The organism is Streptococcus parasuis, assembly GCF_021654455.1.
Classification (GTDB): domain Bacteria; phylum Bacillota; class Bacilli; order Lactobacillales; family Streptococcaceae; genus Streptococcus; species Streptococcus parasuis.
On the sequence record NZ_AP024276.1, the window covers coordinates 160,428 to 174,016 of the forward strand.

A 13,589-nucleotide genomic window follows, 5' to 3' on the forward strand; every position below is an offset into this window, starting at 1 on the left:
CGCTGTTATCGCAAAAACAGCGGTTGTGAAATGAATTAACTGATAAACTCGAGTGTAAAGCAAGCGCTTTCCTAAACCATACAGAAAATGTTCAAAAAATCACGAACTCTTTTGGTATAATAGTATTATGAAAAAAATCGTTTATCTAGTAGCTGGTTTTGTTAGCCTTGCTATTGGCATGATTGGGATTGTTCTACCTATAATTCCAACAACGCCTCTTTTACTTTTGGCTGGATTTTATTTTGCTAGAAGCTCTAAAAATTTTGAAAAATGGCTACGCAATACAAAAATTTATCAATTTTATGTAGCGGATTATGCTGAAACCAAAGCCATTTCCCGTAAACGGAAAAAACAAATTATCTGGCAAATCTACATACTCATGGGGATTTCCATTTGGTTGGCTCCTGTACTATTTGTCAAAATTGGACTTGGCTTGCTGACAGTCTTTATTACTTACTATCTTTTTTGGGTTATACCAGAGAAATAGATCCAGACTTGCGGATGAAATCATCGTTCTCAAAGACGGAAAAGTCATCGAGCAAGGCAACCATAGTCAACTCCTTAAACAGGGCGGCTTCTATGCTGAACTCTACCACAACCAGTTTGTGTTTGAATAAATTCAAAATTCCAGCCATTAGGTTGGAGTTTTGCTTTACCCTGTATTTCCTGTATAATAGACCTATGAAAAGACTGAGCGTTCGAGTTGAATTATTTCCCCTAAAAAAAGAAGAAATCCCTGCCTACTTAGATGACAAGGGTGTTTTAGTAAATGACTATTTCAAGACCTACCTAGCTCACTCGGCATATCAAGTGGTGGAGGAGCAGCAAGGGTGCTTGGTTGAGGTTGTCAGTCTAGCTGATATGGGATTTGATCGGGAAGCAACTGCTCCTCAGATAGAGGAGAGAGCCGTGGAGATGGGGTATCAATTACCACCAGCTCATCTGGGAGTTTATCTTCGCCTGGCCTTGTTGGAACAGGAAGTCAGTCAAGATGCCATACTCTCCCAAGGGAAATCACCAGACGGAGCTATTTGCCTGCTGTCGCCTCAGTTGGAAGAAGAATTCACCTGCCCTCGCAGTGTCTATCTCCGTAAGGTTGACCAAGACTTGTGGCTACGTGCAGCTCGCTTTGATGACGAGTATGCCTTTCCCTTAACAACACTTTTTGCATTTGTAACGAAAAATGCGAATGAATACTATGAATAAAAAGAAGAAATGATGAAGGAGTTCTTATGAAAATCCGTGGATTCGAACTGGTCAGCCAGTTTACAGATGAAAACTTATTGCCAAAACGTGAGACAGCCCACGCAGCAGGTTACGACCTGAAGGCTGCGGAGAGGGTTAGCTTGGAGCCAGGTGAGATTAAGCTGGTGCCGACAGGTGTCAAGGCCTATATGCAGGCCGATGAGGTCCTCTATCTCTACGACCGCTCGTCCAATCCTCGCAAGAAGGGCTTGGTTTTGATCAACTCGGTTGGGGTCATCGACGGCGACTACTACGGCAACCCAGCCAACGAAGGTCATATCTTTGCTCAGATGCGAAATATCACAGAAGAAACCGTTGTGGTGGAAGCCGGCGAGCGGATCGTACAGGCTGTTTTTGTACCCTTCCTCTTGGCTGACGGCGACCAGGCCGACGGCGTTCGGACGGGCGGCTTTGGCTCAACGGGGAAATAGACTACGATGCAGATTCTCTTTGTGCGGCATTCCGAGCCCGACTACAGTGTGTTTGACCAGCATGACAACCCTCGGCTGTACGCAGGTTTTGGACGGGATCTGGCTCCCCTGACTGAAAAGGGGAGGGCTTTGGCCCAGGAAGTTGCCAGCTGTCCTGTTTTTGCTCAGGCTCAGGTGGTTATCGCTTCAAGCGTCACGCGGGCCTTGGAGACTGCAACTTACATTGCTCATGCTCAGCAACTACCTCTTCTGGTCGAGCCCTTTTTTCATGAGTGGCGACCAGACCTGATGGGGAAAAATGCCAGTCAAGATGAGGCTGTCTTAGCTCATCGATTATTTTTGGAAAATAGCGGAGCGGTGCCTGAGTCTTCACCTGTTCGCTATGAGACTGCTGCGGAGATGAGAGAGCGATTTTTACAGGCCCTTGAAAAATACAAAGCCTATGACCGAATCGTTATCGTCTGTCACGGTATGCTGATACGCCAGTTTGTTCCCAAAGAAACCATAGCTTACTGCGAAATCCTAGAATACACTCTATAGGAGGAAATCATCATCGCTAAGAAAAAAACAACCTTTGTCTGTCAATCCTGCGAGTACCACTCGCCCAAGTATCTGGGCCGTTGTCCAAACTGTGGCTCCTGGTCTAGCTTTGTCGAGGAAGTGGAAGTCACTGAAGTCAAGAACGAGCGGGTCAGCCTGACAGGTGAGAAGACCCGTCCCATGAAGCTCAATGAAGTTTCCTCCATTCAAGTGGCTCGCACCAAGACCAACATGGAGGAGTTCAACCGGGTCCTCGGTGGCGGTGTGGTCCCAGGCAGTCTGGTCCTGATTGGAGGCGATCCAGGAATCGGGAAATCCACCCTGCTTTTACAGGTATCTACCCAGCTTTCTACTATTGGCACGGTCCTCTATGTGTCGGGGGAAGAATCTGCCCAGCAGATTAAGTTGCGGGCGGAGCGTCTGGGCGACATCGATAGCGAGTTCTATCTCTATGCGGAGACCAATATGCAGAGCATTCGGACCGAGATTGAGAAGATAAAACCAGATTTCCTGATTATCGACTCTATCCAGACCATTATGAGCCCTGACATCTCCAGCGTGCAAGGCTCTGTCAGTCAGGTCCGTGAAGTGACCAATGAACTCATGCAGATTGCCAAGACCAACAACATCGCAACCTTTATCGTCGGTCACATGACCAAGGAAGGAACCCTGGCTGGACCGCGGACCTTGGAGCATATGGTGGACACCGTTCTCTATTTTGAGGGCGAGCGGCAGCACACCTTCCGTATCTTGCGGGCGGTCAAAAACCGTTTTGGCTCCACCAACGAAATCGGCATTTTTGAAATGCAGTCGCAGGGTTTGGTCGAAGTCCTCAATCCAAGCGAAGTCTTTCTGGAAGAGCGTCTGGACGGGGCGACTGGCTCTGCGATTGTCGTGACCATGGAGGGCACCCGCCCTATCCTTGCTGAAGTGCAGGCCCTGGTGACGCCGACCATGTTTGGCAATGCCAAGCGGACCACGACAGGATTGGACTTCAACCGTGCCAGCTTGATTATGGCGGTTTTGGAAAAACGGGCAGGCCTGCTCCTCCAAAACCAAGATGCCTACCTTAAGTCAGCTGGTGGTGTTAAACTGGATGAGCCAGCTATTGACCTAGCGGTCGCAGTTGCCCTTGCCTCCAGTTACAAGGATAAGCCAACCAACCCACAAGAGTGCTTTATAGGCGAGATTGGTCTGACAGGTGAAATCCGCCGTGTCAATCGGATTGAACAACGGATTAACGAAGCCGCTAAATTGGGCTTTACCAAAGTCTATGCTCCTAAAAATTCCCTGACCGGTATCAAGGTGCCCAAGGAAATCACGGTTATCGGCGTGACAACAATTGGCGAAGTCTTGCAAAAAGTGTTTAACTAATAAAAATATTCGGGAGTAACAGATTGTTGCTCCTTTTTTTGCGACAAATACAAAAGAATGTGTTAAGCTAGAAGTAGTTATTGTCTGAAAATTTTAGAAATTCTCATCGATATAGGAGGAATTATGTCATATTTTGAACATTTTATGCAAGCTAATAAAGCGTATGTTGATTTACATGGAGATTATCACTTACCATTGCGTCCCAAGACTAGGGTGGCCATTGTAACTTGTATGGATTCACGTTTGCACGTAGCGCAGGCACTTGGTTTGGCACTAGGGGACGCGCACATTCTGCGGAATGCGGGTGGGCGAGTGACGGATGACATGATTCGTTCTTTAGTCATTTCCCAGCAACAAATGGGGACGCGTGAGATTGTCGTACTACATCATACGGATTGTGGAGCTCAGACCTTTACGAATGAAGACTTTGCACGCCATATTCATAAGGAATTAGGTGTAGATGTAACCGGACAGGATTTCTTACCATTTACAGATGTAGAAGACAGCGTTCGTGAGGATATGGAATTGCTTCGCAAATCTCCACTAATTCCAGAGGATGTTGTTATCAATGGTGCTGTATATAACGTGGATACAGGTGTGATGACAGAAGTTAAATAATGCAGAGGGAATCTGGTTGCTCGGATTCCTTTTTTTGTAAAAATACTTGACACTTCCCTTGTTTAATTGTAGAATTGTGTTATAAAAATAATACAGCCGGAGTTAAAAATGATTTGGTTTGTTTTAGCTTGTTTTTGGTTGATTATAGCTATCTTGTGGTTAACAGGAACTTTTCGTAAAAAATAGGAGGCAACTATGTCAGACAATCGAATGAAATACACTATTGATAGTAATATGCAATTTCCTTTAGTAGAGATTGCTTTGGAAGCTGGTGAGTCAGCTTATATCCAGCAGGGAAGTATGGTTTACCACACGCCAAGCGTAACATTGAATACTAAGCTCAATGCGCGCAGTGGTTCTGGTTTTGGTAAACTCATGGGAGCTATCGGTCGTTCCATGGTATCAGGGGAATCCATGTTTATCACCCAAGCAGTTTCGAATAGCAATGACGGAAAAATAGCTTTGGCTCCTTCTACTCCTGGACAGGTCATTGCCTTAGAACTTGGAGCTCAACAATATCGCCTAAATGATGGTGCATTTCTTGCTCTTGATGGTTCTGCTCAGTATAAGATGGAACGTCAAGGTGTAGGTAAAGCTTTCTTTGGTGGTCAGGGCGGTCTCTTTGTTATGACTACTGAGGGTTACGGTACTCTTTTAGCAAATGCCTTTGGTTCAATTAAGAAAATTGAGTTAACAGGTGGTAGTATTACAATTGATAATGCGCATGTCGTTGCTTGGAGCCGAGAGCTAGATTACAACATCCATATGGAAAATGGTTTCTTACAATCAATTGGTACAGGTGAAGGGATTGTCAATACATTCTCCGGTTACGGTGAAATCTATGTACAAAGTTTGAATATTGAAACCTTTGCTCAAGTTATCGGTAATCATATTGTCGGTACAGGTGGCGACGGTGGTGGCGGTAGCACATCACTTCTTGATGCGATTTTTTAAGAAGTTAATACTGAAATTTCCAACATAAAAGCAAGGTCCCTCGTGTAAAGCAAGGGACTTTGCTTTATTCATTTCTACCACTTACCTTCAATTTGTAACCACTTACTGAAATTCCCTTGTATTCCCCGAATTGCCTGTTATAATAGGAGTATCAAAAGCAAAGGAGGGTTTATGAAAGTTAGGATTGAATTTGATGACAGCTTAGATCAGGTTGAAGTTATCATTAGAGCGAGTCAACTTGGACCTGAAATAGAGCAAATCCAACAAGTTTTAGGACAATTGAATCGCCCCAGCTTAGTATTTTATAAGGGAACGAGTGAATTTTTCTTAAAACTGGAAGACTTACTCTTTTTTGAAACGGATGGAAATAAGATGATTGGTCATACCAGAGATGATGCCTATGAAGTCAAGATGAAACTATATGAATTGGAAGACTGCCTTCCGGCGTATTTTTGTCGGGTTTCTAAATCAACGATTGCCAATGCTAGAGCTGTGTATTCATTGGATAAGTCTTTTTCAGGAACTAGTCGAATTTCCTTTCATAAAACCCATAAGGAAGTTCATGTGTCACGGCATTATTATCATTTGTTAAAAGAAAAATTACAAGAAGTGAGGTAGGGAGATGAAACGACTTATTATAGGATACTTGGTTATAGGTTTGGCAGTCTTAGTACTGATAAGAGATGCATTAGGCTTTAATCTATCAATGCCTTTCTGGACAACTGTTTGGTTTGTCATTACAGTAGTTACTGGATTTCATCGTCTGGTAAAATTGGATTGGCGTTCAAGTATTTTTTGCTTCGGCCTAGCATTTATCGCAGCAAATTCAGTTTATGAATGGGTTAGTTTTGGGACTTGGAACATGGTTCTTTCTCTTGGGTTGCTCTGCTTGGGATTGAACTTGATTTTTAAGCCAAAGAAAAAAAGAGCAATGAGCGACGGACAAGAATTTGGTTCAGGAGTGATTGACGATAAGGGGCGTGATACAGCTTTTGGTTCCTCGACTCGTTATATCTATGAGGAGAATTTTATTCATGACAGTGTTGATGTAGCTTTTGGCTCTAGTACTATTTATTTTGACCAAGCAGTGATTTTAGGAGATAAAGCTAGTTTTGAAATTAATGCAGCCTTTTCTTCACTGACATTATATTTGCCAGACAACTGGCAAGCAATTGTGGAACTAGATAGTGCCTTATCAACCACCAATAATTATGCAAGCGAACCGAGTGAGAAAATCCTTCACATTACAGGTGATTTGGCTTTTTCAACCCTTACGATTTACTCAACGAAAGGTTAAAAGGCTAGAGGAAAGTCAAATTTGGCTCCTCTACAGATTAAATAGTCGGAATATTCTGGAAATTATTCAAAAGAAAGGGATTATCATGAAAAAGATTTTGAAAAATGCTACATACCTATGGGTACTGACGGCGGATATGCTGTCCAATTTTGGTGATGTTGTCTATTATCTGGCCCTGATGAACTATGTCTTGCTGGTGCCAAACAGCCGTCTGGCGCTGGCGATTGTGACCTTCTCAGAAATCTTTCCTAGCTTTATGGGCCTCTTCACAGGCTATCTGGCAGACAAGACGGTCAACAAAATCAGTACTATCAAGCTGACCCTTCTCTTCCGTGTCCTTCTCTACCTCATCCTCGGATTCTGCATGGGCTTTAAGCCGGCCCTTTGGATTGTCGTGATGGCGTCGGTTTTCAATGTTTGTGCAGACTTTGCTGGCTTTTATGAAAACGGCCTCTATACACCTCTGGGATTACGCGTAGCGCCCAAAGAAGAGCGGGAGCAGTATTCAGCCTTTCGTCAGACCGTGACCAGCCTCCTAAACATCGCCTTTCAGGCCCTCTCTGCTCTCTTGGTCGGCCTACTCTCCTACCAAAACCTGGCCTTTCTCAACGCCGGCACCTTTTTAGTCTCCCTCCTCATCATGCAGTTGCTGACGCCAGCCTTTCGCAAACTCCTGACGGAGCAACCATTGAAAAATGCAGAGCTGCCCAGCCAGACAGAGAAGGAAGCGAAAGGGCTAGGAATTTTAGCTTCTTTTAAACAAGCGGTTAGGGAGCTGCGCAAGATACCTGAGTTTCGCCTGGTCTTGATTACCAGCCCTATTATCAATGCCTGTGGGGCCATACTTTATCCAATCTTAGTCTTGTTAATTAGCGAGGATCCTAGTTTGGTAGTAATAAATATTGAAACAAGCCTCGCAACCATTTTATTTATCTTCTTTGCGGGAAATATTTTGGGCTCCTCTTTGGTCTTTACCTTGTTCAAAAAGACCAGCATGGTTACGCTCGAAGTGGCAGCTACTTTTTCTCTATTGGGGGTATTTGTAGGAATGTTGACTCACCAATTGCCTCTCATCCTATTCTTTTTAGCGACTATGGGAATTGGTTTCGGAGCCAGTGGTCCAAAATTTAATGCAAAATTTGTCAATTCCATGCCAGAGGAGCAGTTGGCAACGATAGGAGGTGGTGTTTCCACCTACTTCATGTTGGGTCAAGCTCTATTTCGGCTGGTTGTATCCGGTTTAGTTTTGCTATTATCAGTTGATCAGATTAGCTGGATTTTCCTGAATGCTAGTGGCTTTTTAGCCTTATATGTTATCTACTGGCTTATCAGAAATCAAAAAATACCTCAAAATCAGTCTGTATAGGCTGATTTTTCTGTTTTCTTACTCATATCTGTGCTATAATGTTCTTGATTGTTACTCTGCGAAAATCAAATTCAGGCATAGTTGAACTTGTCAGACTGCTACTTGAAAAGAAAAAGTAGCGGGTCAATCTACACCATGGTTGACGGAATGGGAAAGAATTCGACTAGAAGCAGTCTCTTGACTCCCAATTGGAAGTTTGGACTTCTATGATCGTTTACTTGTTTATAGGTGACCGGCTGAACCAGTTCCCTGAGCTGTTGCACTCCACTGGATTATTTTATTTCCACCTTTAACTATCACTCAGATAGTCGAAGTTCGTTTGATTTTGATTTTTTTGAGTATGAAATTTTACAGGAGAGAATCATGACTAAACCAATTCGTGTGCGTTATGCACCAAGTCCAACTGGGCTTTTACATATCGGAAATGCCCGTACAGCATTGTTTAACTATCTTTTTGCCCGCCATCACGGCGGTACGTTCCTCATTCGTATTGAAGACACAGACCGCAAACGTCATGTGGAAGACGGAGAGCGCTCTCAGCTTGAAAACCTGCGTTGGTTGGGTATTGATTGGGATGAGAGTCCAGAAACTCATGAGCAATACCGTCAATCAGAGCGTTTGGATATTTACCAAAAGTATGTTGATCAGCTCTTGGCAGAAGGCAAGGCCTATAAGTCTTACGTGACAGAAGAAGAATTGGCAGCGGAGCGTGAGCGTCAAGAAGCTGCGGGCGAAACACCTCGCTACATCAATGAATATCTGGGTATGTCTGAAGATGAAAAAACAGCCTACATCGCAGAGCGTGAGGCGGCTGGCATTGTTCCAACTGTTCGCTTGGCTGTCAATGAAACAGGTATCTACAAATGGAATGACATGGTTAAGGGCGAAATCGAGTTTGAAGGTGGCAACATCGGTGGCGACTGGGTTATCCAGAAACGTGACGGCTACCCAACCTATAACTTTGCCGTGGTTATTGACGATCATCTCATGGAAATCTCGCACGTTATCCGTGGGGATGACCACATTGCCAATACACCTAAGCAGCTCATGGTCTACGAAGCACTTGGTTGGGAAGCGCCAGAATTTGGTCACATGACTTTGATTATCAACTCTGAGACTGGTAAAAAACTGTCCAAACGTGATACCAACACTCTTCAGTTTATCGAAGATTACCGTCGTAAGGGTTACATGCCTGAAGCTGTCTTCAACTTTATCGGTCTCTTGGGTTGGAACCCGGGTGGTGAAGAGGAAATCTTCTCTCGTGAGCAATTTATCCAACTCTTCGATGAAAAACGCCTTAGCAAGTCACCAGCAGCCTTTGACCAGAAGAAAATGGACTGGATGAGTAATGAGTACATCAAGAATGCTGATTTGGAAACTATTTTCAACCTTGCCAAACCATTCTTGGAAGAAGCGGGTCGCTTGACAGATAAGGCAGAGAAATTAGTGGAACTTTACAAGCCACAATTATCTTCTGCAGATGAAATTGTTGGTTTGACAGACCTTTTCTTCTCTGATTTCCCAGAATTGACTGAGGAAGAAAGAGAAGTGATGGCGGGAGAAACTGTTCCGACTGTCTTAAATGCCTTCAAGGAAAAATTGGAAGCCATGACAGACGAAGATTTCCAACCAGACAATATTTTCCCACAAATCAAGGCAGTTCAAAAAGAAACAGGTATCAAGGGCAAAAACCTCTTCATGCCGATCCGTATCGCCGTTTCAGGCGAGATGCACGGACCAGAGTTACCAAATACCATTTACCTGCTCGGCCGTGAAAAATCTATCCAGCATATTGACAATATGTTAAAGAGTTTGTAAAGTCATCATTTAAGGCTATTAAAGAATCCCCGCTGTTCACTGTGAACAGCTCCCTGTCAAGTGGACAATGAAATAATAAATGATTAGGCGACGGCCTTGTTCCTCATTTCAAGAGGGGCAAGGCCGTTGTTGCGTTCTTGAAATCGTTGATGATTATAAAAAAAGATGTAGGCATCAATATCTGACACCAGCTCCTCAAAAGTCTTATACTTCTTCAAATCATAGCACTCCGTCTTAAAGTGCCCAAAGAAGCTCTCAATTGGTGCGTTGTCAATACACTTACCAACACGAGACATGGAGCGGGTCATCTGATACTTGGTCGTTAAACGGTAATAATCTTTCGAAGTATATTGTGAACCTCGGTCGCTGTGAATCAATGGTGTCGCTTCAGGATTAGCTTTTCGGGCTTTACGAAGTGTTTCTAATACCAATTCATTATCATTCAACTGACCGACCACATAAGCGACAATTGAGCCGTCGTAGAGGTCCTTAATAGCACTCAAATAGGCCTTACAACTGAGACCGTACTTCAAGAAAGTCACATCTGTACACCATTTCTGATTGGGGGCAGTAGCTGTAAAATCACGGTTGAGAATGTTGTCTTCTACATTGACAAAGCTGGTCTTGGTACAGTAGCCCTTAGCTCTTCTGATAATGGAACGAATGCCTAAAATGTGCATCAATCGTCGAATCCGTTTCTTGTTGCAGCTTGTTCCAAGCTTGCGATTGACAAATAGCGTCATACGACGATAACCAAGAATACCATTATGTTGGCTATGAAGTTCCTTGATGACATTCATCAATCCTAAATTTTCCTGTTCAGAAGCTGTTTCCTGGTGTTGTAACCACTTATAGTAGCCTGAGCGAGATACCTTTAGAATACGGCACAAGTGGCTGATAGAAGCCTCTTTCTGTTCTTCCGCATATTCTTTAATCGCTTGGAAGGATTCCAAGTGGCGACCTAGTCTTACCATCGGTTTCGTCGCTTGATTTCTTCTAACTTTTTTAGCAGGCCGTTCTCCATTTCAAGATACTTAATCCGTTCTTCCTGTTGCTTGATTTTTAGGCGTAACTCTTCTTCCAAAGTCAGATTAGGCTTGCTTTCCAAACCTTTTCCACGACGGTCGAGGAGGCCGTTAGAACCGTCCTTCTCAAACTTTCTGACCCACGAATAGACCTGTTGGTAGGAAACCCCATACTTCTCAACAGCCCCTTGGTAATCTTTCTCGTGGGCAAGGGTAAAATTGACAATCTCAACCCGTTCGTCAAATGTTGTCTTGCGTCCTTGTTTCATGCGACTCATTCCTCTACTAGTAGCTTTCAATTCTTTACCACTAGTATAACTTTTTATCCATGATCTGAGAACACGAGGGTCAGAAATTCCATATTTTTTGGTCAGATCTTTGAGACTTCCCAAACCATCAAGATAGTCGGAAACAGCTTGTTCCTTTAGTTCCTTACTATACTTCATCCAGCGACGGCTTTCCTCTAGCCCCTCAACACCAGCTTCTTTGTATTTCCGAACCCAGTTTGATAGAGTGTCGTTAGACACACCATGGCGCCTAGCTAACCAACTAATTGATTTCCCTTCTTCCGAGTGAAGTAGAACAAGTTCTAGTTTCTCAGAGACAGATTTTGGACTTCTTTTGGACATGATAAAACTCCCTTTATAGTTTCTAGTGAAAATTTTTGTTTTTTCACTGTCCACTATAAGGGGAGTATATCACTGTGACGGCGGGGGTTTTGTTATAAATTCTGTAATTTTTCCTCAATCTGCTGGAGTAGATTTTCTAGATTTTCCTTCTGTTCTTGGAGCAGGAGGATTTGTTTTTCACGGTCGGCAATTTCATCCAGTATGACCTGTTTGTTTTCTTTTAGCTGTTCGAGACTTCCACATTTGGTGTCGTGAAGTTCTTTGATACGGATGATGGCTTTCACAGATAGGCCTAACTGGCGAAGTCCGAGGATATTTTCTAGGTTATTGATTTCTTCTTTGTTCCAGTAGTATTTGCCGTCAATCAGTTGAGGCTGTAGCAATCCTTGTTCGATGTAGAAACGAAGCGTATCACGTTTGATACCAAACTGTTTCATAACTTGTCCTGTTTTCATAATCTCCTCTTGACAGTGCCTTACCCCCTCATGATACATTGATGGGGAAAGGAGTTATATATGGTCATTGTTGTTAAATGCTTGATTGTGCTTTATTTGGGGCTGTTGCCGCTATCTGCTTGGGTATATCGCAAGCAACTTCCTAGCTGGTTACTGGTTTTATATGCTTGCCCAGTCTTGCTCAGTTTGTTGGGCTGGTGGACAGTTTGGGGATTTATTCTCGGTTTATTTTTGGCTTGCGGTGTGCGTGTCTTAGGTGGTCGCATTCTTTTTGGGAGAAATCGTCTCAGTCACTTTTTATCTCATATTGTACTGAGTTTCATTCTCGCTTTTACCCTGTTCTTGTTCTAAAAACAACCTCTCCACATAGTCCTTCTGCCTTGGAATGACTAGCTCTGTTTCCAGGAAATCTTTCAGTTTTTCCTGTGGGACCCAGATGTAGTGGCTGGTTTCTTCGGCTTGGAGTTGGATGGCAGATTTGTCCCAGTCGGTTTCAGCCCAGTAGCAGTGGAAGATACACTGGTCGTCATGGGCAACAAAGTGTGTATGGTGGCGGAGTTGGGTCGCTGTCAGTTCAATGCCTGTCTCCTCGCGGACCTCTCGTAAAATGGCCTGCTCTGCTATTTCCCCAAATAAAGCCGAGCCTCCTGCTGTCGCTTCATAATAGTCAGGGTAGGAGGGCTTGGTGCTGTCGCGTTTCATAAAGAGGGTGCTGCCGTCACGGTGGCGGATGATGCACTCGACGACTAGGTGGTAGAGACCATCGGGAATGGCTTCTCCGCGTATGAGGGTGTGGTCGGTCAAGTGACCGTCGGCTGTGTAGGCGTTCCAAGTTTCCATTTCATTCTCCTGTCAATTTTGTAGTTATTCAGTATAGCACATCTATAAGTGCAAAGCAACACGTTTTGTTTTTGTACGGACAAGTGTTATACTGGGGCTACTAACTCAAAGGAGAAAACAATGCAAACTATTATCCCACATCTCTGGTACAATACAGAGGCAAAAGAAGCTGCAGAGTTCTATGTGGACCTTTTCGGAGGCAAGATTGACTGGACCTATACCATTACGGATACGCCATCAGGTAATGCGGATTTGGTTCAGTTCCAACTGGGGGACATGACCCTGGCAGCGATTAGTGCAGGGCCTTATTTCAAACTCAATGAGTCTATGTCGCTCATGGTAAATGTAGCTAGTAAGGACGACGTAAGCCGTCTTTATGAGGCGCTATCAGACGGTGGTCGTGTGCTTATGCCATTCGCAGAATATCTCTTCAGCCCTTATTATGTCTGGCTGGAAGACCGCTTTGGTCTGTCTTGGCAGCTTTCGTATGAACCCGATTTGGATGTGCCCTATAGCTTCGACATCTGCCTGCTCTTCTCGCAGGATCAGGTTGGTTTGGCCCAGCCTATGTTGGACTACTACAAGGACAAGCTCCCTCAGGCTAGTATCGGTCAACTTTCCTACTACGGTGAAGGGGAGGCTGCTGTTGAGGCTGCCAAACTGAATTATGCGGAACTTCTCGTCGGTGGACAGAAACTGATTGTCATGGACCACGGTTACGGTGGCGAAGCTTCATTCAACGAAGCCTTTTCGCTCATGGTCTATGTGGATAGTCAGGAAGAAGCGGATAGCTGGTATGAGAAGGTATCGGCAGTTCCAGAAGCGGAGATTTGCGGTTGGGCCAAGGATCAATTTGGGATTTCCTGGCAAATTGTGCCGCGTATTTTGATGGAGGCATACGATTCAGCTAGCCCAGAACAGATTCAGGCTGTGAATGCTGCAGTAATGACAATGAAGCGTCTAGATATCGCCTCTATTCAAGCCTTATTAGATTAAT

16 protein-coding genes are annotated in these 13,589 nt (G+C 44.1%); 13 read left to right on the top strand and 3 right to left on the bottom strand.

The window, feature by feature from the left end; translation table 11 throughout:
* Positions 1–127 precede the first annotated feature (127 nt).
* The 11 genes from L6410_RS00815 (at position 128) to gltX (ending at position 9,643) form a co-directional block, all read left to right on the top strand.
* Positions 128–487, top strand: a complete 360-nt coding sequence (locus tag L6410_RS00815) for a YbaN family protein (RefSeq protein ID WP_024396693.1) — start codon at positions 128–130, stop codon at positions 485–487.
* Between the two features lie 194 nt (positions 488–681).
* Positions 682–1,206 (top strand): hypothetical protein, encoded by a 525-nt coding sequence (locus L6410_RS00820; RefSeq protein WP_024396692.1) that lies wholly within the window; start codon positions 682–684, stop codon positions 1,204–1,206.
* 26 nt (positions 1,207–1,232) lie between these two features.
* Positions 1,233–1,676, top strand: a complete 444-nt coding sequence (locus L6410_RS00825; protein ID WP_024396680.1) for a dUTP diphosphatase — start codon at positions 1,233–1,235, stop codon at positions 1,674–1,676.
* A 6-nt stretch (positions 1,677–1,682) separates the two neighbouring features.
* The gene (locus tag L6410_RS00830; protein ID WP_024391586.1) at positions 1,683–2,216 is read left to right on the top strand and encodes a histidine phosphatase family protein; all 534 of its coding nucleotides are present in this window, start codon (positions 1,683–1,685) and stop codon (positions 2,214–2,216) included.
* Between the two features lie 6 nt (positions 2,217–2,222).
* Positions 2,223–3,590, top strand: a complete 1,368-nt coding sequence (gene radA, locus L6410_RS00835) for a DNA repair protein RadA (protein WP_024391587.1) — start codon at positions 2,223–2,225, stop codon at positions 3,588–3,590.
* A gap of 123 nt (positions 3,591–3,713) precedes the next feature.
* Positions 3,714–4,208 (top strand): beta-class carbonic anhydrase, encoded by a 495-nt coding sequence (locus tag L6410_RS00840; RefSeq protein ID WP_024391588.1) that lies wholly within the window; start codon positions 3,714–3,716, stop codon positions 4,206–4,208.
* Positions 4,209–4,403: 195 nt separating this feature from the next.
* Positions 4,404–5,162: a TIGR00266 family protein gene (locus L6410_RS00845; RefSeq protein ID WP_024391589.1), complete on the top strand. Its 759-nt coding sequence runs from the start codon at positions 4,404–4,406 to the stop codon at positions 5,160–5,162.
* A 171-nt stretch (positions 5,163–5,333) separates the two neighbouring features.
* The gene (locus L6410_RS00850) at positions 5,334–5,780 is read left to right on the top strand and encodes a LytTR family DNA-binding domain-containing protein (protein WP_024396677.1); all 447 of its coding nucleotides are present in this window, start codon (positions 5,334–5,336) and stop codon (positions 5,778–5,780) included.
* A gap of 4 nt (positions 5,781–5,784) precedes the next feature.
* Complete coding sequence (locus L6410_RS00855; RefSeq protein ID WP_237395610.1) at positions 5,785–6,459, top strand: LiaF transmembrane domain-containing protein; 675 nt, start codon at positions 5,785–5,787, stop codon at positions 6,457–6,459.
* Positions 6,374–7,825 (top strand): MFS transporter, encoded by a 1,452-nt coding sequence (locus tag L6410_RS00860; protein WP_336512755.1) that lies wholly within the window; start codon positions 6,374–6,376, stop codon positions 7,823–7,825. Before L6410_RS00855 ends, L6410_RS00860 begins: the two co-directional genes overlap by 86 nt.
* 363 nt (positions 7,826–8,188) lie before the next feature.
* Entirely contained in the window at positions 8,189–9,643 is a 1,455-nt protein-coding gene (gene gltX / locus L6410_RS00865) for a glutamate--tRNA ligase (protein WP_024396674.1), read from the top strand.
* Positions 9,644–9,726: 83 nt separating this feature from the next.
* On the opposite strand, the gene L6410_RS00870 is transcribed toward gltX, so the two are convergent.
* A protein-coding gene (locus tag L6410_RS00870; protein ID WP_237395611.1) for an IS3 family transposase occupies positions 9,727–11,297 on the bottom strand; the annotation gives its coding sequence in 2 pieces (ribosomal slippage) (positions 9,727–10,652 and positions 10,652–11,297; 1,572 coding nt in all).
* A gap of 92 nt (positions 11,298–11,389) precedes the next feature.
* Positions 11,390–11,752: a MerR family transcriptional regulator gene (locus tag L6410_RS00875; RefSeq protein WP_172019075.1), complete on the bottom strand. Its 363-nt coding sequence runs from the start codon at positions 11,750–11,752 to the stop codon at positions 11,390–11,392.
* Between the two features lie 60 nt (positions 11,753–11,812).
* Between L6410_RS00875 and L6410_RS00880 the strand changes: the two genes are divergently transcribed.
* A complete protein-coding gene (locus tag L6410_RS00880) occupies positions 11,813–12,103 on the top strand; it encodes a hypothetical protein (protein WP_172075991.1) in 291 nt (96 codons plus the stop codon).
* Here the strand turns inward: L6410_RS00880 and L6410_RS00885 are convergent.
* Entirely contained in the window at positions 12,050–12,592 is a 543-nt protein-coding gene (locus L6410_RS00885) for an NUDIX hydrolase (RefSeq protein ID WP_237395612.1), read from the bottom strand. The genes L6410_RS00880 and L6410_RS00885 overlap by 54 nt on opposite strands.
* A 120-nt stretch (positions 12,593–12,712) precedes the next feature.
* Here L6410_RS00885 and L6410_RS00890 point away from each other — a divergent pair, with 120 nt between their 5' ends.
* On the top strand, positions 12,713–13,588 hold the full coding sequence (locus L6410_RS00890; protein ID WP_237395613.1) for a VOC family protein: 876 nt from the start codon (positions 12,713–12,715) through the stop codon (positions 13,586–13,588).
* Position 13,589 lies beyond the last annotated feature (1 nt).